Genomic DNA, 19,609 nt, shown 5'->3' on the forward strand with positions numbered 1-19,609 from the left:
GTAGGAGGATGCGCACAGCCAACCGAGGAGGAAGAGATGTCGGTGTTGCAGAGCTTCGTGGCCAGCGTCCGCAGCGGGGCCATCGAGGTGATCGATCTGACCGCCCCGCTCACGTCGGAGACGCCGATCCTCCAGTTGCCCGAGCCGTTCGGCAACACGATCCCCTTCCGCCTCGAGGAGATCAGCCGCTACGACGACCGCGGACCGGCCTGGTACTGGAATGACATCCACACCGGAGAGCATTCCGGGACTCATTTCGACGCCCCCGTCCACTGGATCACCGGCCGCGACGGCGAGGACGTCGCGCAGGTGCCGCCGCGCAGCCTCATCGCGCCCGCCGTCGTGCTCGACTGCTCCGAGGAGGCCGCCAAGGACCCCGACTTCCTGCTCCAGATCGACCACGTCAAGGAGTGGGAGCGCGCCAACGGCCCGCTGCCCGAGGGCGGCTGGCTGCTGTACCGCACCGGCTGGGACGCCCGTTCCGCCGACCAGGCCGCCTTCCTCAACGCCGACGAAACCGGCCCGCACACGCCGGGCATCTCGGCGGAGTGCGCCTCGTGGCTGGCCTCCGAGACCCCGATCCTCGGCATCGGCGTCGAGACCGTCGGCACCGACGCGGGCGCCGCCCACTCGTTCGACCCGGCGTTCCCGTGCCACTCCTTCCTCCTGGGAGCCGGCAAGTACGGCCTCACGCAGCTGCGCAACATCGACCGGCTGCCGGTGACCGGCGCCGTCGTGGTCGCCCCGCCGCTGCCCATCGTGGGCGGCTCCGGCAGCCCGGTGCGCGTCCTCGCCCTGGTGGAACGTTGATCGTCGCCGAAGCCGTCGGCAGGGCCCTCGCCGCCTGCGGCACCGGGACGGTCTTCGGGGTCGTCGGCAGCGGCAACTTCCACGTCACCAACGCCCTCGTGGCCGCCGGCGCCCGGTTCGTCGCCGCCCGGCACGAGGGCGGGGCCGCCACGATGGCCGACGCCTACGCCCGCATGACCGGCGGGGTCGGCGTCGTGTCGGTGCACCAGGGGCCGGGGCTCACCAACGCGATGACCGGCCTGACCGAGGCGGCCAAGAGCCGTACGCCGCTGATCGTGCTGGCGGGGGAGGCCACCGAGGTCACCTCCAACTTCCACATCGACCAGGCGGCGCTCGCCACCGCGGTGGGCGCCGTGCCGATGCGGCTCACCTCCGCCCGCGACGCGGTGCAGGTGGCGGCCGAGGCGTACCGGGTGGCCCTGCAGGAGCGGCGCGCGGTGCTGCTGAACCTGCCGCTCGACGTGCAGGCCGCGCCGTACGAGGGGTCGCTCGACATGACGCGTCCGGCGGTCTCCAGGCAGGTGGAGGCCGGGCACGACGGTGAGCCGGCCGAGCTGGCGCGGCTGCTGGCGGCGGCGCGGCGGCCCGTGTTCATCGCCGGGAGGGGCGCGCGGGACGCGCGGCGCGAGCTGGAGCGGCTCGGCGACCTCACCGGCGCGCTGCTCGCCACCTCGGCCGTCGCCAAGGGGCTCTTCCGCGGGCTGCCGTGGGACCTCGACGTGTCCGGGGGGTTCGCCACGCCGCTGACCGCCGAGCTGATCCGCGGGGCCGACCTCGTGGTGGCCTGGGGCTGCGCCCTCAACATGTGGACCACCCGGCACGGCACGCTGGTCTCGCCGGACGCCACGGTGGTCAAGGTCGACCTCGACCCCGCCGCCTTCACCACGCACGTGCCCGCCGACCTCGGGGTGCCGGGCGACGTGGCGGCCGTGGCGACCCGGGTGGCCGCCGAGCTCGACGGCGGCTCCGAGGGCTACCGGTCGCCCGAGTTGGCCCGGCGCATCCAGGCCGAGGGGCGCTGGCGGGCGGTGCCGTACAAGGACGAGAGCGGTGACGGCCGGATCGACCCGCGGACCCTCACCACGGGCCTCGACGACCTGCTGCCCAAGGAGCGCATCGTCTCCGTCGATTCCGGAAATTTCATGGGATATCCGTCGATGTTCCTGGATGTCCCGGACGAGGGTGGGTTCTGCTTCACCCAGGCGTTCCAGTCGGTCGGGCTCGGCCTCGCGACGGCGATCGGCGCGGCGCTCGCCCGTCCCGACCGGATCCCGGTGGCCGCGCTCGGCGACGGCGGCGCCTTCATGGGCCTGTCCGAGCTGGAGACCGTCGTCCGTCTTGGCCTGCCCATGGTGATCGTGGTCTACGACGACGAGGCGTACGGCGCCGAGGTGCACCACTTCGGGCCGCACGGCTCCCCGCTCGACACCGTCACGTTCCCGCCCGCCGACCTGGCCGCCGTCGCCAGGGGACACGGCATCCCCGCCGTGACCGTCACCCATCCCGAGGACCTGTCCGCGGTGGCGGAGTGGGCGCGGGGGCCGAAGGACGGCCCCCTCCTGGTGCACGCCAAGGTGACGCGCGAGCGCGGCTCGTGGTGGCTGGAGGAGGCCTTCAAGGGCCACTGACCGCAGGGTCTGTTCACAGCTTGCGGAACGTACGGGCCTCCTCGGCGGCGGCCAGCACGTCGGAGAGCGGCATGCCCGCTCCCGCCGCCACCGCCGCCGAGATGGCCCCCTCCACGAACGGCACGTCGGCGATCACCACGCGCCCCTCCTCCTCCAGCAGCCGGGCGGTCAGCACCGAGCTGCCCAGGTCGGGGATGAGCACCACGCCGTCGCCCTGGTCGACGCTGCGCACCGCCGCCTCGATGAGGTCGCTGCTCGTGCCGAGACCACCGTCTTCCGTGCCGCCGGCCGCCGCCACCGGCGCGCCGGCTCCGGCGATGCCGCGGACCAGCGCCGCGGCCTCCGCCGCGAGCCCGGCGCTGTGGGAGACCAGCACCAGCCCCACCATCACGCCGCTCCCGCGCCGGCGCGGCGCACCACCGCGGCCAGCGCCTCCATGAACAGCGCGGACGACGACGCGCCCGGGTCCATGTGACCGATGCTGCGCTCACCGAGGTAGCTGGCGCGCCCCTTGCGGGCCTGCATGGGGATCGTCGCCTCGGCCCCCTCCTGGGCCGCGCGGGCGGCCTGCTCGACCGCCTGCAGCACGCCCACCCCGTCGCGTACGGCCAGCGACAGCGCCCGGGAGGCGGGGACGAGGGCGTCGATCATGGTCTTGTCGCCCAGGGCCGCCTTGCCCAGCCGCTCGACGGCCACGACGCCCTCGTCGAACGCCGACGCGAACGCCGCCAGCGTCGCGGGGGAGCCGAGCGTCCTGCCCATCTGGCGGAACAGCGACCCGTACAGGGGGCCCGAGGCGCCACCGACGCGGCGGATCAGCGTGGTCCCGACCGTGAGGAGCGTCTCGGCGGGGGAGCCCGGCGGCGACTCGGCCAGCGCCTTGCCGACCTCGGTGAGCCCGCGGTCGAGGTTGGCGCCGTGGTCGCCGTCGCCGATCGCCGCGTCGAGCGCGGTCAGCCGGTCACGGTCGCGGTGGACGAGGCGGGCCGCCTCCTCGAACCACGCCAGGCACAGGGCCGTGTCCATCAGCGCCCCCAGCGCAGCGCGGGCGTCTCGACGGGCGCGTCCCAGAGCCGGGTGAGCCGGTCGTCGAGCCGGCAGACCGACAGGGAGAAGCCCTGCATGTCGAGGCTCGTGACGTAGTTGCCGACGAGCGAGCGGGTCACCCGTGCCCCCTTGCCCCGCACGAACGCCGCCACCTCCGCGAACACCACGTACAGCTCCATGAGCGGGGTGCCGCCCATGCCGTTGACCATGACGAGCACGTCGTCGCGGAGCGGCAGGTCGCCGTGGACGGCCTCCGCCGCGAGCGCCGCCAACTCGCGGGCGGGGCGCATGGGCACGCGAGCCCTGCCCGGCTCGCCGTGGATGCCGATGCCCAGCTCGACGTCCGTCTCGGGCAGGTCGAACAGGGGCTTGCCGGCGGCCGGGGTCGTGCACGAGGTCAGTGCGATGCCGAACGAGCGGCTGCGCTCGTCCACCTCGCGCGCCACCGCGGCGACCTCGGCGAGCGGGGCGCCCTCCTCGGCCAGGGCGCCGGCGATCTTCTCCACGAACAGCGTCGCGCCGGTGCCGCGGCGGCCGGCGGTGTAGAGGGAGTCCTGGACGGCCACGTCGTCGTCGACGAGCACGCTCGCGACCTCGACGTCCTCGACGAGCTCGGCGGCCATCTCGAAGTTGAGCACGTCGCCGGTGTAGTTCTTGATGATGTGCAGGACGCCGGCGCCGCCGTCGACCGCCTGCGTCGCCTCCATGATCTGGTCGGGAACGGGTGAGGTGAAGATCTCGCCTGGACAGGCGGCGTCGAGCATCCCGTGGCCGACGAAGCCGGCGTGCAGCGGCTCGTGCCCCGAGCCGCCGCCCGAGACGACCCCGACCTTGCCCCGGCGTGGACCTTCGGCCCGGTAGACGACGCGGTCGCGCAGCCGCAGTGACGGGTGGGCGGCGACCATGCCGTTCAGCGCGTCCTCAACGACGGAATCTGCCGTGTTGATGAGCTTCTTCATGCTTGCAACATCTGCCCCTTTCGGCCGCCGCGCAAGCGTGCGCGAGGAGGGAGGGGCGGCCGCGCGGGCGCGCGCGACGAGGGAGGGGACTGTGCGAGGTGTGCGAATAGGCTACCTTCTGGACATGGCTGAGATCGTGTACCCGCCGGTGATCGCCGCCGTGCGGACCCTGTTTCGCGCGCTCGACGTGCGCCTCCATGTGGAAGGCGCCGATCACGTGCCGCGGTCAGGAGGGGCGGTGCTGGTGAGCAACCACATCAGCTACCTCGACTTCATCTTCGCCGGGTTCGCCGCGCTGCCTGCCAGGCGGCTGGTGCGGTTCATGGCCAAGGAAGATGTGTTCAAGCACTCGGTCTCCGGGCCGCTGATGCGCGGCATGCACCACATCCCCGTCGACCGGGGCGCGGGCGCCGGCTCGTACGCCACGGCGCTGCGCATGCTGAAGGCGGGCGAGGTGGTGGGCGTGTTCGCCGAGGCCACGATCAGCCGCTCGTTCACCGTGAAAGAGATCAAGAGCGGCGCCATCCGCATGGCCCAGGCCACGGGCACCCCGATCATCCCGGTCGGGCTCTGGGGCAGCCAGCGGCTGTGGACCAAGGGACGGCCGCGCAAGCTGCTGCAGCGCCACGTGCCGGTCACCATCCTGGTGGGCGAGCCGATGTACCCCAAGCGCGGCGAGAACGTCAACGACCACACGACCGACCTGCACACCCGCATCTCCGAACTGGTCGATCGCGCCCAGCGCACCTACCCCGAGCAGCCGTCCGGCGTCTGGTGGCAGCCCGCCCACCTCGGCGGCACGGCGCCCACGCCCGAGGAGGCCGCGGCGATGGACGAGGCCGAGGCCAGGGCGAAGAAAGACGCTGAGTGATCCGCTGCCGGCCCTGGCCGGCAGCAGATCAGATGGCCGCCTGGTACGCGCCGGCGCGCATCCCCGCGAGCAGCGTCGCCGTGTGCTCCGGCGTGAACCTGCGCACCGGGTCGTGGTAGAGCAGCCCCTCGATCAGCGGCCGTAGGATCCCGGCCCGCCGCGGCGGCGGGTACGGGCCGCTGCGCGCCATGGTGAGCACCGTCGCGGCGTCCTGTCCCGGATAGGGCGGCTGGCCCTCGATGGCGCTGTAGAGCGTCGCGCCGAACGACCACATGTCGGCCTCCTTGGAGGCCGGCCCGCCGTGCAGGCGCTCGGGCGCCATGAACGCCGGGGTGCCGCGCAGCCGTCGCGAGGTGGTCATCCGGATGTCGCCCTCGGCCGTCGCGATGCCGAAGTCGGTGAGCACCACCCGGTCGCCGGTCAGCATGACGTTGGCGGGCTTGACGTCCCTGTGCAGGACACCGGCCTGGTGGGCGGTGCGCAGTGCCGCGAGCAGGTGCTGACCGATGGCCGCCACCGACTGGGCGGGCAGTGTGCCCACCTGGGAGAGCAACTGGTGCAACGAGAGCCCGTCGAGGTACTCCATCACGATCCAGAGCTTGCCGCCCTCCTCGATCAGGTCGTGGACCGTGATGATGTTGGGATGCGTCAGCCCCGCGGCCATCCGCGCCTCGCGCAGCACCCGGCGGCGCACCATCTCGGCCTCACCGGCCAAGGTCAGCTCCTTCAGTGCCACCGTACGGTGGAGGAGCTGATCGAAGGCGCGCCAGACGACTCCCATACCCCCACGACCGGCCTCCTCGTTCAGGAGGTACCGTCCGCCGATCTTCCGCATACCATCCCCTCATTCTCGGGGATAATCATGACACTTCACCGCGTACTTGTGCCTGCCTAACGTGTTCTGGATATGTCGGAAAATGCGGGCTCGCTGGTCAAACGGCCGGAAATTTGATCAAACAGAGCGCGCCACGCCACGGGGATCGCCGCCAGGCACAGCGCCGTGGCCCCCACCAGGACGGTCGCGATCCCGGCCGCCTCGGCCACGACGCCGCCGAGCAGCGCGCCGACCGGCATCCCGCCCATCCCCAGCAACCGGTACGCCGAGTTGACCCGGCCGAGCAGCGCGGCCGGGATGAGCCGCTGCCTGGTGGAGATCACCAGGACGTTCGCCCCGGCCCCGAGCAGGCCCCAGAGGACGGCGGTCGGGTAGAGCGCCACGGGCGACGGCACGGCCACCGGCACGAGGAGCAGCAGGCTGACGGTCAGCCACGAGCCGAGCAGGGTCCGCGTCTCGCCGAACAGCGCGGCGGCCCGCTCCGACAGCAACGACCCGAGCACCGCGCCGGCCGCGAAGGCCGTCATCATCAGGCCGTACTGGCCCGGCGTCAGCCCCACCCGCGACCCGTCGCCGACGGCCCACAGCACGAAGACGGCGAAGTACGCGGCGTTGGCCAGGTTGAGCAGGCCGGCCGTGATCGCCAGGCCGCGCAGCACGCGGTGGCCCCACAGATAGCGCAGCGCCTCGGCGATCTCCTGGCGCGGCGGTCGCCGTCCGTCCGCCGGGGCGGCCGGGCGGTACGCGCCGCGCATGCCGAGCAGCAGCAGGGCGGCGGCGCCGTAGAGGAGGGCGGGGGCGCCGAGGACGGCGGCGGGCAGGATCGCGACGAGCAGGCCCGTCACGGGAGCGCCGAGGAAGTCGTTGCCGATCAGCTGGGCGGCGGACACGCGGCTGTTCGCCCGCGTCAGGTCCGTGGCGGCGACGGTCATGGGCAGGACGGACTGCGCCGTCAGGTCGGCGAAGACCTCGCAGGCCCCGGCGAGCAGCACGGCGGCCACCAGCACCCAGAGGTTCATCAGGCCGGAGACGGCGAGCAGCGCGGCGACGGCCAGGACCCCGGCGCGGGCGACGTTGGCCGCCACCATGACGCGGCGGCGGTCGGCGCGGTCGGCCAGCGCGCCCGCGTGCAGGGCGAGGGCCAGCCAGGGCAGCGTGCCGGCGGCGGCGACCAGGGACACGAGGGTGGGGGAGCGGGTCAGCGACACGGCGAGCAGGGGAGCGCCGACCTTCACGAACCCGTCCGCCAGGTTGGACAACCCCGTGGACCCCCACAGGTAACCGAACGATCGTCCCAGGCCGGCCATGGCTCACTCCGCTATTGTGTAAGGGAAAGTGTGCATAGATTCCTTTGCAAAGATAGGCTTGCACAGCATGCCGCACAAGAGCCACTCCGCCCGGACGCTCGACGCGAACGCCCTCAAGTCGTTCGCCCACCCGCTGCGCCTGCGGATCTACGAACTGCTCGACGAGCACGGTCCCTCGACGTCCACCCGGCTCGCCGGCCTGCTCGGCCAGAACACCGGCGCGACGAGCTATCACCTGCGGGAGCTGTCCCGGCACGGCATGATCGAGGTCGTGCCCGGCATGGGGCGGGGCAAGGAGAAGTACTGGCGCATCCGTCCCGGCGGCTTCAGCTACGGCGACCCGCCGGACGACCTCGAGACGGCCGGCGCGATGGACGTCCTGCTGGACGACCTCGTCCGCCAGCGAGGCGCCGAGCTGGCCCGCTGGCGGAAGGCGGCACACGAGGCGCCGGCCGAGTGGGGCGCGGCCGGCGCCTTCGGGCGGCGGTCGCTGCGCCTCAGCGCGGAGGAGACCGCGCGCATGCGCGACGAGGTGTTCGAGGTGCTGGAACGCTACCGTGCGCTCTCCGACGGCCGGGCGGACTCATCGCCGGAGGAGGGCACGGGCCGCGTCGTCGTGCACTTCGACGTCCTGCCGCTCGGCGCGCTCCCGGAGGAGCCCGGTGACTGATCAGGTGATGATCGCGAGGGCGCGCTCGACCAGGCCCTCGGGTGCGGTCCGCGGCGAACCGCACGTGAACGGCGGCTGCGGGTCGTACTCGATGGCGAGCTGCACGCTCTGCGCGGTCGTCGCGTCGGACGCCCGCGCCAGCAGCGTCAGCGCCATGTCGATGCCCGCCGACACCCCGGCGGCCGTCACGATCCTGCCGTGCTCGACCACGCGCTCGGCGACCGGTTCTGCCCCGACGTTCCCGAGGAAGTCGAGCAGGGCCCAGTGGGTGGTGGCCCGCGCGCCCTCGAGCAGGCCGGCCGCGCCGAGCAGCAGCGAGCCGCTGCAGACGGAGGTGGTCCAGCGGGTGTGCTCGTGCGCCTGGCGGATCCAGCCCAGCAGGGCCTCGTCCTCCAGGACGTCCAGCGTGCCAGGGCCGCCAGGGACCACGACGACGTCCGGTGCAGGCACGTCCGCGTACGACGCCGTGGCCGTGAGCGTGAGCGAGCCCCGGTCGTCGGTCACCGGCCCGGGCCGCTCGGCGGCGAACGTGACGGTGAAGCCCGGCGCGAAGGCCAGCACCGTGTACGGCCCCACGGCGTCGAGGGCGGTGAAGCGGGGATAGAGGGGGATGACGACGTGCATGGTTCTACCTCTCCTTCGATCGGAAACGGCGACGGTGCTCGCCCGGGGTGATCCGCCAGTGCCGCCGGAAGACGCGGTAGAGCGTCTCCGGCGACCCGAGCCCCGCCTGCCTGGCCACGGTGTCCATCGGCAGGCCGGTCACCTCCAGCAGCCGCCTGGCCGACTCGCCCCGGCTGCGCTCGACGTACCGGCCGGGTGACACGCCGGTCTGCTCGGTGAACACGCGGGAGAAGTGGCGTTCGCTCATCCCCGCCCGCGCGGCGAGCGTGGGCACGCTGAGGTCGGCGCAGGGGTTGGAGTCGATGTACGCCTGCAGCTCCCTGAGCGGCTCGCTGCGGGGCGTCATGGCGCGCATGGGCGTGCTGAACTGGCTCTGGCCGCCCGCGCGGTGCAGGTACACCACGAGCCCGCGGGCGACCATCGCGGCGAGCGCGTGACCGTGGTCCCTGGCCACCAGCGCCAGCGCCAGGTCGACGCCCGACAGGACGCCGGCGGCGGTCCAGACGTCGCCGTCCTCGATGTAGAGGGGGTCGGCGTCCACCTCGACGCCGGAGTAGCGGCGTCGCATGTCCTCGGCGGCCACCCAGTGCGTGGTGGCGCGCCGTCCCTCCAGCAGACCGGCCTGGGCGAGCAGGAACGCGCCGTTGCAGACGGACGCGACCCTGCGGGCGCGCCGGGCCAGCGCGGTGATGCCCGCGACGAGCTCCTCGTCCTCCACGTGGTCCGGCACCGACCACCCGCCCGCCACCAGGACCGTGTCGATCGGGCCCGCGACCTCACCGAGCGCCGAGGCGGTGACCGTGACGCCGTTGCTCGCGGTCACCTCGCCCGCCCGTACGGCCACGACCTCCACCTGGTAGCAGTCCTCGGGGGAGAGCACCGCCACCGTCCCGAACACGTCGGCCGGTCCGGCGAGGTCGAGAAGTTGGAAGCCGGGGAAGATCACGATCAGCACCCGTCGCATGTCTCCATGCTGGTGGCGGGCCGTTCATGGCGTCAACGACACAGGACTTGCACATTACGCCACGCCCGCCTCGCACTGCCCGGGGCAGCGGTGGCGGGCAGAGCCGGACGGGCTCCTGGGGCATCAGGCGGCGGTGGGAGGGCCGCTCTGGCTTGGGTGGTGGTGGCGGGCCGGTCGGGCCTTGGTGGTGTCGTGCGGCCACGCCACGCCCCCGCGACGGTGGCGTGGCCGCACGACGAGCGACGCCCGGGTCATGTGATCCATGACCCGGGCGTCGTGATCAGAGCGGCCGAGAGATCTCAGCCCATGTGCGGGTAACGGTGGTCGGTCGGCGGGACGAACGTCTCCTTGATCGCGCGGGCGCTCACCCACCGCGTCAGGTTGAAGATCGAGCCGGCCTTGTCGTTGGTGCCGGACGCGCGCCCGCCGCCGAACGGCTGCTGGCCGACGACCGCGCCGGTCGGCTTGTCGTTGACGTAGAAGTTGCCCGCCGCGAAGCGCAGCCGCTCGGACGCCGACGCGACCGCGTAGCGGTCCTGGGCGATGATCGACCCGGTCAGCGCGTACGGGGCGATGCCCTCCATCTGGTCGAGCACCGCGTCGAACTGGCCGTCCTCGTAGACGTGCACGCCGAGGATCGGACCGAAGTACTCCTTGACGAAGATCTCGTCCGTCGGGTCGGCGCACTCGAGGATCGTCGGCTTGACGAAGTAGCCGGCGGAGTCGTCGTAGGAGCCGGTGAGGACGTCGATGTTCGCCGCCGCGCGGGCCCGGTCGATCGCCTCCTTGTGCTTGGCGAACGCCCGGTGGTCGATGACCGCGCCCATGAAGGTCGACAGGTCGGCGGTCACGTCGCCCACGGTCAGCGACTCGGCGACGGCCACGAGGTCGTCACGCACGCGGTTCCAGACCGAGCGCGGGACGTACGCGCGCGAGGCGGCCGAGCACTTCTGGCCCTGGTACTCGAACGCGCCCCTGACCAGGGCCGTGGTCAGCACGGCCGGGTCGGCGGACGGGTGCGCCAGCACGAAGTCCTTGCCGCCGGTCTCGCCGACCAGGCGCGGGTAGGTGCGGTAGGAGGCGATGTTGCCGCCCACCGTGGCCCACAGGTGCTGGAACGTCGCGGTCGAGCCGGTGAAGTGGATGCCGGCCAGAGCGGGGTGGGTCAGCGCGACCTCGGAGACGGCCTGCCCGTTGCCGGTGACGAGGTTGATGACGCCCGGCGGGAGCCCCGCCTCCTCCAGCAGTCGCATCGTGAAGTGCGCGGCGAACTGCTGCGTGGGGGACGGCTTCCAGACGACGACATTCCCCATCAAAGCCGCAGAAGTCGGCAGATTTCCGGCGATGGCGGTGAAGTTGAACGGCGTGATCGCGAGCACGAAGCCCTCGAGCGGCCGGTACTCCATCCGGTTCCACACGCCGGCCGACGAGATCGGCTGCTCGGCGTACAGCTGACGGGCGTAGGACACGTTGAAGCGCAGGAAGTCGATCAGCTCGCAGGCCGCGTCGATCTCCGCCTGCTGCACCGACTTCGACTGGCCCAGCATGGTCGCCGCGTTCAGCGTCGCCCGCCACGGGCCGGCGAGCAGGTCGGCCGCCCTGAGGAAGACGGCCGCCCGCTCGTCGAACGACAGCGCCCGCCAGGCGGGAGCCGCCCGCAGCGCGCTGTCGATGGCGTCCTGCACGTCCTGGGCCGAAGCGTCGTTGGTCCGGCCCAGGACGGAGGCATGGTTGTGCGGCTGCACCACGTCGATCGCGGCGCCGCCGCCGAGGCGCTGCTCCCCGCCGATGGTCATGGTCAGGTCGACCGAGGCCCCGGCCAGTTCCTTGATGCGGTTCTCCAGCGCGGCCCGCTCGGGGCTGCCGGGAGCGTAGCCGTACACGCGCTCGTTCGCGGGCACGGGGACGTTGCTGATGGCATCCATTTACTTACCCCCAAGGGCACGAAGGAAGAAGGCGACGTTGGCCGGGCGCTCCGCGAGGCGGCGCATGAAGTAGCCGTACCAGTCGTCGCCGTAGGGGACGTAGACACGGACCGTGTGGCCGGCCCCGGCGAGGGACTCCTGCAGGTCGGTCCTGATTCCGTAGAGCATCTGGAACTCGTGGTCGCCGATCGACCGCCCGAACCGGTCGGCGAGCAGCTCCGTGATCGAGATCATGCGGTCGTCGTGCGTCGCCACCATGGGGTAGCCCTTCCCTGCCATGAGGATCCGCAGGCACCGCACGTACGCCTTGTCCACCGCGCTCTTGCCCTGGTGCGCGACGGAGGCGGGCTCGCGGTAGGCGCCCTTGACCAGCCGGACGCGGGAGCCCTCGGCGGACAGGTCGCGGCAGTCCTCCTCGCTGCGGAACAGGTACGCCTGGATCGCCACACCCGTCGAGGGATGGTCCTCGCGCAGCTTGCGCAGGATGGCGAGGGTGGAGTCGACCGTGGTGTGGTCCTCCATGTCGAGCGTGACGGAGGCGCCCACGGACGCGGCGGCGGCGCAGATGGCGCGGGCGTTCTCCAGGGCCATGGCGTCGTCGATGCGCTGCCCGACGGCCGACAGCTTCACCGAGACCTCGCCGCGGTCGCCGAGCCGCAGCGGGCGCAGCGACTCCAGCAGCGTCACGTAGGCGTTCGCGGTCTTCTCGGCGTCGCGCGCGTCGCGCGTCTCCTCGCCGAGGTGGTCGACGGTCACGGCGAGCTTGGCGTCACGCAGCCGTTCGACGGCGTTGCGGGCCTCCTCGGTGCTCTCGCCCGCCACGAAGCGCTCCACGACCTTCTTGGTGAGTGGAAAACCCGACACGGTACGGCGTACGAGACCGCTCTGAGAAGCGGCAAGGAGCAGTTGACCCAGCATGCTTCAAGTCTAAAAAGCCAGGTCAGAGGGGGCCATCGACGTGCGTAACGCCCGATGTGGGACGCTGTCATACAAATGCACAACTCCGGTGACCTACAAGAGATCGTCGACGAGCTCGCCGCCCGGCTGGGGGCGTCCACGACGCTGGAGGACCGTTCGTTCCGGCTGCTGGCCTACGGCGCCCAGCACGGCGACATCGACACGGTCCGCCAGGAGTCCATCCTGCGCCGGCGCGCCACGGGCGAGGTGCGCGACTACTTCGAGCGCTACGGCATCGCGCGGGCGAGCGGCCCGGTGCGCATCCCCGCCGACGACGAGCTCAAGGTCCTCGCCCGGGTCTGCTGGCCCCTGCGGCACGCCGACGTCACGTACGGCTATGTCTGGCTGCTCGACTCGGGAGAGTTGACCGACGAGCGGCTGCGCGCGGCCGCGCCGCTCGTCGCGCGGGCCGCCGCGGCCCTCGCCCAGGAGGCCAGGAGCCGCCAGGACCTCGGCCGCGAGCTGCGCGCGCTGCTGTCGGCCGACCCAGAGGAGCGCGCGGACGCCGCCGCCGAGGTGGCCGTCGAGGTGTCCGGGCCCGTCACCGCCATCGCCGTACGCGAGTCGGCCGAACGCCTGGCCGCCCTCTGGGCGCTCCCGCGCGGCGTCCTCGCCCGCCCCGGCTCCCCGGTCGCCCTGCTCAGCCCCGCCCACCTCGCGGACGAGGTGGCACAGGCCATGCAGAGCGCGTACGGCACCGCGGCCGGCGTCGGCGGGCCGAGGAGCGACCCGGCGGACGCCTGGCTGAGCTGGCGGGAGGCCCGGCAGGCCCTGCGCATCGCCGAGCACTTCCCCCAGCACGCGCCCGTCGCGCACTGGCAGGACCTCGGCGTGCACCGCCTGCTGGCCCGGCTGGGTCAGGGCGACCTGCGTGAGCTGGCCGCCGAGACCGCGGCGCTCGACACCGAGCTGGCGCAGACCCTGGAGGTCTACCTCGACCAGGGCGGCCACGCCCAGAAGGCGGCCACCGAGCTGGGCATCCACCGCCAGACGCTCTACTACCGGCTGGGGAAGGCCGAGCGCCTGACCCACCGCGACCTCGCGGACGGCGACGACCGGCTGACGCTGCACCTCGGCCTCAAGGCCGCCAGGCTGGTCACGCGCGACGCACGGTGAACGGGCCCGCGCCACCGGGCCCGTTCTGAAGAGCTGTCGTCAGGCGCAGGCCGCCTCGTACACGCGGATGAGTTCCTGGCTGACCCGCTCCCAGGAGTAGCGCGAGCGCGCCCGGTCGGCGCCGGCGTACCCGAGTGCGGTGCGCAGCGTCGGGTCGTACAGCAGCTCGCGGGCCAGCCGCGCCGTGCGGGCCGGCCGGTCCGGCGGCACCAGCAGACCGGTGACGCCGTCGATGATGGAGTCGAGGTGCGCGCCCACGGCCGAGGCGATCACCGGCACGCCGCACGCCATGGCCTCGAGGGCGACGATCCCCGTCACGGCCTCGCGCGGCAGCGAGACCACGGCGTCCGCGCTGCGCATCAGCTTCGGCACCGCCGTACGCTTCACCTGGCCCAGCAGCGTCACCCGGTCGGCCACCCCCAGCTGCTCGGCCAGCGCGCGCAGGCGCCGCACGTCGCGGTCCTGCTCGAGGTCCTCCGGCTCGGGGCCGCCCGCGATGACCAGCTCGACGTCGCCGAGTCCCTGCAGCGCCCGCACGATCGTGTGGGCCCCGCGCTCGATCGACAGCGGCCCGACGTGCACCAGCCGCTTGCGGCTGCCGCGCGAGGCCACCGCGCCGCGCCGCTGGAAGCGCTCGGTGTCGACGCCGTACGGCACCACCGCGATGTTGTTGCGCGGCACCCCCAGGCGGATGAGGGCGGACACCTCGTCGCCCGAGCCCGCGATCACGGCGTTGGCCCGGCGGCCGAGCGCCCGCTCGACCTCCAGGTGCGTGCTGTCAACGGTGTGGAACGTCTGGGTGACCGGCACCCCCAGGTCGCGCGCGCCCGCCACGGCGGCCAGGCCGCCGGTCCACGAGTGCGCGTGGATCACGTCCGGCCGGTTCTGGTTCCACCGCCGCATCAGATGATCGCCGACATCGTTGAGGTACGGCGCCACGTCGTCGGGCGTCAGCTCCTTGGCCGGACCCACGTCGATGTGCTCGAGCGTGACCCCCGGGGCCACCCGCGTCCTGGGCTTGTCCTCGGCGTTGTCACGGCGGGAGTAGATGGTGACGTGGTGCTCACGGCCCAGCTCACGCGCGACCGACAGGATGCGCTGGCGCTGCTTGCCGTTGGTGGAAGCGACGATCGCGATATTCATGGCACACCTCTTGCAGCGTGGAAAGCCTGAAAGGGTGTGCCTGCGTCTTAGGCACGACGTACTTCGCCTTTGACCATACCCAGGTTCCGCTGATTAGCAAACCCCGCAGTCAGATACCTCTGAGGGCGAACACCACAATCTCATCCCAAACCTGGCCGCCCGAGAACGCGTGCCGGTCGGCCTCCACCGCCTTGACCACGGTCGACGGGGACTGGCCCGCGCATCGGCTCAGCACGTCAGCCAGCCGCTCCTCGCCGTACGTCTCGCCGCGCTCGTTCCTGGAGGAGACGAGCCCTTCCGAGTAGAGCATCAGCGTCTCGCCCGGCGCGACCGTCAGCGTCTCCGCGCAGGTCTCCGCCTCGGCGGAGATGCCGAGCGGCACGCCGCCGCCCGCGGCGAAGCGCACCCGGCCGTCGGGCTGCAGCAGCGCGGCCGGGTGGTGCCCGGCCGACGACAGCAGGATGCGGCGGCCCTGGACGAACCCGGCCACCGCCATCACGAACATCCCGCTGCCCTGCGCCACCAGAGCCTCGTTGACCTTGCGCATCACCAGGTCGGGGTCGGTCTCCCAGACGCTGAGCACCCGCAGCCCGCCGCGCACCATGGCGCTGACGGAGGCCGCCTCCTCGCCCTTGCCCGCCGCGCCGCCGAGGGCGAACCCCCACCCGTCCGCGAGCGGGAACACGTCGTAGAACTCGGCGCCCACCGACGAGCCCGGAGACGAGCCCGGATGGTAGACCGCCGCGGCCTCGTAGCCGGGCACGTCGGGCAGGTTGCGCGGCGCGACGCTCGCTGACAGCGCGTCCGCCGCACGCGAGCGGCTCTGGAAGCTCGTCTGCGCCCGTACCGCGAGCCCGACCTGCAGGCCCACCTCCTGCATGACCGCGAGGTCGGCCAGCGCGTACGGCTGCTTGTCGTGCGCGCGGACGAGCGTCAGCACGCCGTCGCCGCGCCCGATCGGCACGCTCACCAGCGAGCCGGCCCCCATCACGGTCAGCACCGGACCGTCGGCGCAGAAGCCGAGCAGCGTCTCGTCGTCCACCATCTCCAGCACCACACCGGAACGGCGTTCCAGCACCTGGGTCACGATCTGGCTGCCCGCCGGCTCGGCGGACTCCACCTGCCGGAGGAGGTCGCCCAGCGGGTGGTCCTTGGGCGCCAGCACGACAGAACGGCGCGGCACCCCGTCGCGGACGAGGTCGGCGATCACCCAGTCGGCCCACTCGGCGGCGAGCAGCCGGGTGGCGCGGTGCAGCGCGACCGGACGCAACAAGGCTTCCTCGTCCAGCAGGAGCGCGCCTATCTTGGCCAGCAGGTCCTGCCGCCGGGCCGCGGCCAGCAGCAGCTCGCCGTCGGACTGCTCGGGCCGGCGCGCGCCAGGCTCGGGCAGCTGCACCTCGGTCGGGAGCGCCACCGCGGCGACCATCTGCTGCGGCTCGCCGGGCATGGTCAGCCGGGTCAGCGCGAGCTGCACCACGTGCGTGCGCCCCTGGTGTGCCAGCCGCGTCTCGAACGCCGCGGGCTGCCCGGTCTGCAGCACCGACGTGAGATGCGAACGGAACGCCGCGCGCCGCGACACGTCCACCAGGAGCGGGAACGACCGGCCCACGAGGTAGCCGTCCGGGCTGCCCAGCACGCGGGAGGTCTCGGGGTTGATGCGCCGGACGACTCCGCCGCCGTCGAGCACGATGACGGGCACGGGGAAGGCGCGGAACACCTGGCGCAGCAGTTTCAGCTCGCGCTGCGCGCCGTCCTTCTTGCCGTTGGCCCTTTTGGGCGCCTTGCGCAGCGCCTCACGCGCCTCGGCCAGCAGCTCGGCGGCCGTGTCGAGCTCCGCCAGCGTGGCGTCCAGAATGGGTGCCAGGTCACCCGGGTAGGCGATCCGCGCCTCGCGCAAAGACGACACGCGCCCGGCAAGTGCGTCCAGGGCGTGCTCGAGGTCCGGCATCGTCATGGTCTGACGCTACGCCACGCGGGATAATGCTAGCCATAAGGGGTAGAAGCTTCTTGCTATGGAATCCATCGCTATGATCACCCCCGGTCTGGCGCGTGACCTGGCCGCCATCGGCCGGCTCGGCGAGGACACCTCGACAGAAAGCGTGCTCCGCCGTCTGACCACGGCGCTGACCGCGGGCGTGCCGGGGTGTTCCGGAGCCTCCGCCGAGCACTGGCACGACCACCGGGTGCTGGTCTCCGGATCTCACAGCCAGCTCATCATGCTCGTCGAGGGCGAACGCGAACTCGGCGAAGGCCCCTCCATCGAGGCCCGGCAGAGCGGCGGCCGCGCGGCCGTGACCGACGTGCTCAAGGAGACCCGCTGGCCCCGCTACGACGCCCTGGCCAGCCGCTGGGGCGTGCGCTCGGTGCTCGTCGTGCCGGTCGAGGTGGCGCCCGCCATGCTGCTGATCGGCCTGTATTCCGTACGTCCCGGCGCGTTCTCCCCGCAGGGCGCCCACGCGCTCGCCGACACGCTGGCCGAGCAGGTCGGCGTCGCCATGTCGAACATATGGGAGTTCGAGGAGGTGCGTACGGGCGCCGCCCAGCTGCAGGAGGCCCTCGCCGGCCGGTCGGTGATCGACCAGGCCAAGGGGATCATCATGCAGACCAGCGGCTGCACCGCCGAGGCCGCCTTCGAGGAGCTGCGCCGCGTCTCCCAGCACCACCAGGTCAAGGTCGCCGACCTCGCCCGGCTGCTGGTGGAGGAGCACCAGCAGAAGTCGGCGAAGCGCGCCACCTGAGGGCCGCCTACCTGAGGGCCGCCTACTTGAGGGCCGCCACGGCGTCGTCCAGCGTCTCGTAGATCGGCAGGCGCTGGGCGAGCCCCGTGATCCACATGACCTTCGACTTCGTGTACTCGACCCCGATCAGCGCGAACTTCGACCCCGAGGCCAGGCTCGTCTGCCAGTGGTGGACGATGAGCCCGAGCGCGCGCGAATCCATGAACGTCACACCGGCGAGGTCAAGGATGAGGTCGGAGCCGGCCATCGCCAGGTAGTCGGCGAACTGCTCCCGAGTCGTGGCGTCGAGCACGCCGTCGATGCGGATCACAGTGATCGCGTCAACAGTCGACGACGTGAGGCTCAGGGCGGCCACGGGCCCCTCGCCGTTCTCCGGCATTGTCACGGAGCAACCCTACTGTCACCGCGCGACGGAGGAATACTTCCCGCGGGAGGGGGGACACTGGACCCGAGGTCCAGCAGAGGGCTTTGGTCTCGAGAGTAGAGCGAGGCGTGCTTCTGCGTGGGCTTTTTCTGCCTCGGGGAGCCGCCTGCGAATCCATATGAGGAGCAGCGATGGCTGTGCAGCAACACCTCCTCGAGGACATGACCGCGGAAGAACTCCTGGCCGAGACGGCCGGGGAGCACACGCCCGACAGCGTGAAGGAACGCCTGCGGGAACGCATCGTCGAGATGCACCGTCCGCTCGCCATGGAGATCGCCCGCCGCTACCGCTACCGTGGCGAACCGTTGGAGGATCTCCTCCAGGCCGCGTATGTTGGCCTGATGAAAGCCGTCAACGGCTTCGACCCCACCCTCGGGCACGCGTTCAGAGGCTACGCCGTCGTCACCATGACCGGCGAGGTCAAACGGCACTTCCGCGACCGCACCTGGGCCATCCGGGTGCCCCGCCTCTACCAGGAACGCCGCTCCGAGCTCAACCGGCTGGTCGCCGACCTCAGTCAGGACCTCGGCAGGTCCCCGACCGTGGCCGAGCTGGCCGCCAAGATGAACATCAGCGAGGAGGACGTCCTGCTCACCCTCGACGCCTCCGCCGCCTACAGCACCCTGTCGCTCGACGCGCCGCTCGGCACCGACGACGACGCGGCCTCGCTCGGCGACGTCATCCCTGAGGACGACGACACCCTGAGCACCATGGTCGACCGCGAAGCCGTCAAGCCGCTCATCGACGCGCTCCCGTCCCGCGAGAAGCACATCCTCCTGCTGCGGTTCTTCGGCAACATGACACAGGCCGAGATCGCAGCCGAGTTCGGAATCTCACAGATGCATGTCTCACGAATCCTCCGCAAAGTACTCGACCAGCTACGCGCCGAGCTGGTCGGCTGACGAGGGCGGTCGCCGGGTGAACGAGGACGTCGAGCCTCAGGCGGGCTTCGCGAGCCCGCCGCCCGGCGCGCCCGTGAAACAGCTCCACTTCGAGCTGAAGGACCTGCCGCGCGTGCGGCTGTTCGCCGAGGACCAGGCCCGCGACGCGGGCATGCCGGAAGAGTCCATCGGCGACTTCATCATCGCCGTGAACGAGGTGGCGACCAACGCCGTCACCCACGGCGCCGACACCGCGTACATCCGCACCTGGATGCTCGGCGGCGACCTCGTCGTCGAGATCCACGACGGGGGAGCCTGGAAACCCGGGCCGACGCCGGGAGCCGTGGGCGGCATGGGGCTGTGGGTGGCCCGTCTGCTGTCGTCCGACCTCGCGCTGCGCGTCGGCGACACGGGCAGCACGGTCACCATGCGCTTTCCCGGCAAGACCTGAGTGCGCAAAAGGCGAGGCCGCACGCATCCCGCGTGCGGCCTCACCGTGCGTCACCCGATCAACGGCGCGCTCGGGCGCGCCAGCCGCCGCCGGTGCGGACGCCGGCCGTGCCGACGCCCGCCTGGTGCAGGGCCAGCAGCGTCAGCCCCAGCAGGACGAACGTCATCCCGGAGATCCCGCCGGGGATCGAAGCACCCACGAGATCGAGCAGGAAGCCCAACCCGAAAATGATCGCTGCGACGATCGCGAGCATGTCAGG

The 19,609-nt window shown here is 72.1% G+C and carries 21 protein-coding genes; 8 read left to right on the plus strand and 13 right to left on the minus strand.

Annotated elements, in window-relative coordinates; all coding sequences use genetic code 11:
- Nucleotides 1-36 precede the first annotated feature (36 nt).
- On the plus strand, nucleotides 37-810 hold the full coding sequence (locus BLR04_RS24110) for a cyclase family protein (RefSeq protein ID WP_090769303.1): 774 nt from the start codon (nucleotides 37-39) through the stop codon (nucleotides 808-810).
- A complete protein-coding gene (locus tag BLR04_RS24115) occupies nucleotides 807-2,438 on the plus strand; it encodes a thiamine pyrophosphate-binding protein (protein WP_090769304.1) in 1,632 nt (543 codons plus the stop codon). Before BLR04_RS24110 ends, BLR04_RS24115 begins: the two co-directional genes overlap by 4 nt.
- Nucleotides 2,439-2,451: 13 nt before the next feature.
- On the opposite strand, the gene BLR04_RS24120 is transcribed toward BLR04_RS24115, so the two are convergent.
- The 3 genes from BLR04_RS24120 to dhaK are packed head-to-tail and all read right to left on the minus strand — an operon-like array spanning nucleotide 2,452 to nucleotide 4,444.
- Nucleotides 2,452-2,826 carry a PTS-dependent dihydroxyacetone kinase phosphotransferase subunit DhaM gene (locus tag BLR04_RS24120; protein WP_090769305.1) on the minus strand — a complete coding sequence of 125 codons (375 nt, stop codon included), beginning with the start codon at nucleotides 2,824-2,826 and terminating at the stop codon, nucleotides 2,452-2,454.
- Nucleotides 2,826-3,464, minus strand: coding sequence for a dihydroxyacetone kinase subunit DhaL (gene dhaL, locus BLR04_RS24125; RefSeq protein ID WP_090769306.1), 639 nt, complete (start codon nucleotides 3,462-3,464; stop codon nucleotides 2,826-2,828). Before dhaL ends, BLR04_RS24120 begins: the two co-directional genes overlap by 1 nt.
- A complete protein-coding gene (dhaK, locus tag BLR04_RS24130; protein ID WP_090769307.1) occupies nucleotides 3,464-4,444 on the minus strand; it encodes a dihydroxyacetone kinase subunit DhaK in 981 nt (326 codons plus the stop codon). Before dhaK ends, dhaL begins: the two co-directional genes overlap by 1 nt.
- 124 nt (nucleotides 4,445-4,568) lie before the next feature.
- Between dhaK and BLR04_RS24135 the strand changes: the two genes are divergently transcribed.
- Nucleotides 4,569-5,315: a lysophospholipid acyltransferase family protein gene (locus BLR04_RS24135; RefSeq protein ID WP_090769309.1), complete on the plus strand. Its 747-nt coding sequence runs from the start codon at nucleotides 4,569-4,571 to the stop codon at nucleotides 5,313-5,315.
- A gap of 28 nt (nucleotides 5,316-5,343) precedes the next feature.
- On the opposite strand, the gene BLR04_RS24140 is transcribed toward BLR04_RS24135, so the two are convergent.
- Both BLR04_RS24140 and BLR04_RS24145 read right to left on the minus strand, forming a co-directional pair.
- Nucleotides 5,344-6,150 carry a serine/threonine-protein kinase gene (locus BLR04_RS24140; protein ID WP_090769311.1) on the minus strand — a complete coding sequence of 269 codons (807 nt, stop codon included), beginning with the start codon at nucleotides 6,148-6,150 and terminating at the stop codon, nucleotides 5,344-5,346.
- Between the two features lie 56 nt (nucleotides 6,151-6,206).
- Nucleotides 6,207-7,457: an MFS transporter gene (locus BLR04_RS24145; protein ID WP_090769312.1), complete on the minus strand. Its 1,251-nt coding sequence runs from the start codon at nucleotides 7,455-7,457 to the stop codon at nucleotides 6,207-6,209.
- A gap of 67 nt (nucleotides 7,458-7,524) precedes the next feature.
- Between BLR04_RS24145 and BLR04_RS24150 the strand changes: the two genes are divergently transcribed.
- Nucleotides 7,525-8,127, plus strand: coding sequence for an ArsR/SmtB family transcription factor (locus BLR04_RS24150; protein WP_143022170.1), 603 nt, complete (start codon nucleotides 7,525-7,527; stop codon nucleotides 8,125-8,127).
- On the opposite strand, the gene BLR04_RS24155 is transcribed toward BLR04_RS24150, so the two are convergent.
- The 4 genes from BLR04_RS24155 to BLR04_RS24170 all read right to left on the minus strand — a co-directional run bounded on the left by BLR04_RS24155 (nucleotide 8,128) and on the right by BLR04_RS24170 (nucleotide 12,558).
- A complete protein-coding gene (locus BLR04_RS24155; protein WP_090769314.1) occupies nucleotides 8,128-8,751 on the minus strand; it encodes a DJ-1/PfpI family protein in 624 nt (207 codons plus the stop codon).
- 4 nt (nucleotides 8,752-8,755) lie between these two features.
- The gene (locus tag BLR04_RS24160) at nucleotides 8,756-9,715 is read right to left on the minus strand and encodes a GlxA family transcriptional regulator (RefSeq protein WP_090769315.1); all 960 of its coding nucleotides are present in this window, start codon (nucleotides 9,713-9,715) and stop codon (nucleotides 8,756-8,758) included.
- A gap of 299 nt (nucleotides 9,716-10,014) precedes the next feature.
- The gene (gene pruA / locus BLR04_RS24165) at nucleotides 10,015-11,640 is read right to left on the minus strand and encodes an L-glutamate gamma-semialdehyde dehydrogenase (RefSeq protein WP_090769316.1); all 1,626 of its coding nucleotides are present in this window, start codon (nucleotides 11,638-11,640) and stop codon (nucleotides 10,015-10,017) included.
- Nucleotides 11,641-12,558 carry a proline dehydrogenase family protein gene (locus BLR04_RS24170; protein WP_090769317.1) on the minus strand — a complete coding sequence of 306 codons (918 nt, stop codon included), beginning with the start codon at nucleotides 12,556-12,558 and terminating at the stop codon, nucleotides 11,641-11,643.
- 75 nt (nucleotides 12,559-12,633) lie between these two features.
- Between BLR04_RS24170 and BLR04_RS42430 the strand changes: the two genes are divergently transcribed.
- Nucleotides 12,634-13,713 carry a PucR family transcriptional regulator gene (locus tag BLR04_RS42430; protein WP_090769321.1) on the plus strand — a complete coding sequence of 360 codons (1,080 nt, stop codon included), beginning with the start codon at nucleotides 12,634-12,636 and terminating at the stop codon, nucleotides 13,711-13,713.
- A 39-nt stretch (nucleotides 13,714-13,752) separates the two neighbouring features.
- On the opposite strand, the gene BLR04_RS24180 is transcribed toward BLR04_RS42430, so the two are convergent.
- The gene (locus BLR04_RS24180; RefSeq protein WP_090769325.1) at nucleotides 13,753-14,856 is read right to left on the minus strand and encodes a glycosyltransferase; all 1,104 of its coding nucleotides are present in this window, start codon (nucleotides 14,854-14,856) and stop codon (nucleotides 13,753-13,755) included.
- Nucleotides 14,857-14,965: 109 nt separating this feature from the next.
- A complete protein-coding gene (locus BLR04_RS24185) occupies nucleotides 14,966-16,810 on the minus strand; it encodes a SpoIIE family protein phosphatase (protein ID WP_245740450.1) in 1,845 nt (614 codons plus the stop codon).
- 58 nt (nucleotides 16,811-16,868) lie between these two features.
- Between BLR04_RS24185 and BLR04_RS24190 the strand changes: the two genes are divergently transcribed.
- Complete coding sequence (locus BLR04_RS24190; RefSeq protein ID WP_090769327.1) at nucleotides 16,869-17,594, plus strand: GAF and ANTAR domain-containing protein; 726 nt, start codon at nucleotides 16,869-16,871, stop codon at nucleotides 17,592-17,594.
- Nucleotides 17,595-17,616: 22 nt separating this feature from the next.
- Here the strand turns inward: BLR04_RS24190 and BLR04_RS24195 are convergent, their stop codons facing one another.
- Complete coding sequence (locus BLR04_RS24195; protein WP_090769328.1) at nucleotides 17,617-17,973, minus strand: STAS domain-containing protein; 357 nt, start codon at nucleotides 17,971-17,973, stop codon at nucleotides 17,617-17,619.
- Nucleotides 17,974-18,149: 176 nt separating this feature from the next.
- Between BLR04_RS24195 and BLR04_RS24200 the strand changes: the two genes are divergently transcribed.
- Nucleotides 18,150-18,920, plus strand: a complete 771-nt coding sequence (locus tag BLR04_RS24200) for a SigB/SigF/SigG family RNA polymerase sigma factor (protein WP_090769329.1) — start codon at nucleotides 18,150-18,152, stop codon at nucleotides 18,918-18,920.
- Between the two features lie 16 nt (nucleotides 18,921-18,936).
- Complete coding sequence (locus BLR04_RS24205) at nucleotides 18,937-19,350, plus strand: ATP-binding protein (protein WP_090769332.1); 414 nt, start codon at nucleotides 18,937-18,939, stop codon at nucleotides 19,348-19,350.
- 58 nt (nucleotides 19,351-19,408) lie between these two features.
- Here BLR04_RS24205 and BLR04_RS24210 read toward each other — a convergent pair whose 3' ends face one another.
- Nucleotides 19,409-19,603, minus strand: coding sequence for a hypothetical protein (locus BLR04_RS24210; RefSeq protein ID WP_090769334.1), 195 nt, complete (start codon nucleotides 19,601-19,603; stop codon nucleotides 19,409-19,411).
- Nucleotides 19,604-19,609: the final 6 nt, after the last annotated feature.

This window comes from Nonomuraea maritima (assembly GCF_900100395.1).
Classification (GTDB): domain Bacteria; phylum Actinomycetota; class Actinomycetes; order Streptosporangiales; family Streptosporangiaceae; genus Nonomuraea; species Nonomuraea maritima.

What these genes read in the sequence shown, in the direction of transcription:
- BLR04_RS24145 (WP_090769312.1), bottom strand. Translation starts at nt 7,457, where the DNA reads ATGGCCGGCCTGGGACGATCGTTCGGTTACCTGTGGGGGTCCACGGGG.
- BLR04_RS24155 (WP_090769314.1), bottom strand. Translation starts at nt 8,751, where the DNA reads ATGCACGTCGTCATCCCCCTCTATCCCCGCTTCACCGCCCTCGACGCC.
- BLR04_RS24120 (WP_090769305.1), bottom strand. Translation starts at nt 2,826, where the DNA reads ATGGTGGGGCTGGTGCTGGTCTCCCACAGCGCCGGGCTCGCGGCGGAG.
- dhaK (WP_090769307.1), bottom strand. Translation starts at nt 4,444, where the DNA reads ATGAAGAAGCTCATCAACACGGCAGATTCCGTCGTTGAGGACGCGCTG.
- BLR04_RS24190 (WP_090769327.1), top strand. Translation starts at nt 16,869, where the DNA reads ATGGAATCCATCGCTATGATCACCCCCGGTCTGGCGCGTGACCTGGCC.
- BLR04_RS24150 (WP_143022170.1), top strand. Translation starts at nt 7,525, where the DNA reads ATGCCGCACAAGAGCCACTCCGCCCGGACGCTCGACGCGAACGCCCTC.
- BLR04_RS24135 (WP_090769309.1), top strand. Translation starts at nt 4,569, where the DNA reads ATGGCTGAGATCGTGTACCCGCCGGTGATCGCCGCCGTGCGGACCCTG.
- BLR04_RS24140 (WP_090769311.1), bottom strand. Translation starts at nt 6,150, where the DNA reads ATGCGGAAGATCGGCGGACGGTACCTCCTGAACGAGGAGGCCGGTCGT.
- BLR04_RS24195 (WP_090769328.1), bottom strand. Translation starts at nt 17,973, where the DNA reads ATGCCGGAGAACGGCGAGGGGCCCGTGGCCGCCCTGAGCCTCACGTCG.
- BLR04_RS42430 (WP_090769321.1), top strand. Translation starts at nt 12,634, where the DNA reads ATGCACAACTCCGGTGACCTACAAGAGATCGTCGACGAGCTCGCCGCC.
- BLR04_RS24210 (WP_090769334.1), bottom strand. Translation starts at nt 19,603, where the DNA reads ATGCTCGCGATCGTCGCAGCGATCATTTTCGGGTTGGGCTTCCTGCTC.
- dhaL (WP_090769306.1), bottom strand. Translation starts at nt 3,464, where the DNA reads ATGGACACGGCCCTGTGCCTGGCGTGGTTCGAGGAGGCGGCCCGCCTC.
- BLR04_RS24110 (WP_090769303.1), top strand. Translation starts at nt 37, where the DNA reads ATGTCGGTGTTGCAGAGCTTCGTGGCCAGCGTCCGCAGCGGGGCCATC.
- BLR04_RS24170 (WP_090769317.1), bottom strand. Translation starts at nt 12,558, where the DNA reads ATGCTGGGTCAACTGCTCCTTGCCGCTTCTCAGAGCGGTCTCGTACGC.
- BLR04_RS24200 (WP_090769329.1), top strand. Translation starts at nt 18,150, where the DNA reads ATGGCTGTGCAGCAACACCTCCTCGAGGACATGACCGCGGAAGAACTC.
- BLR04_RS24185 (WP_245740450.1), bottom strand. Translation starts at nt 16,810, where the DNA reads ATGACGATGCCGGACCTCGAGCACGCCCTGGACGCACTTGCCGGGCGC.
- BLR04_RS24160 (WP_090769315.1), bottom strand. Translation starts at nt 9,715, where the DNA reads ATGCGACGGGTGCTGATCGTGATCTTCCCCGGCTTCCAACTTCTCGAC.
- BLR04_RS24180 (WP_090769325.1), bottom strand. Translation starts at nt 14,856, where the DNA reads ATGAATATCGCGATCGTCGCTTCCACCAACGGCAAGCAGCGCCAGCGC.
- pruA (WP_090769316.1), bottom strand. Translation starts at nt 11,640, where the DNA reads ATGGATGCCATCAGCAACGTCCCCGTGCCCGCGAACGAGCGCGTGTAC.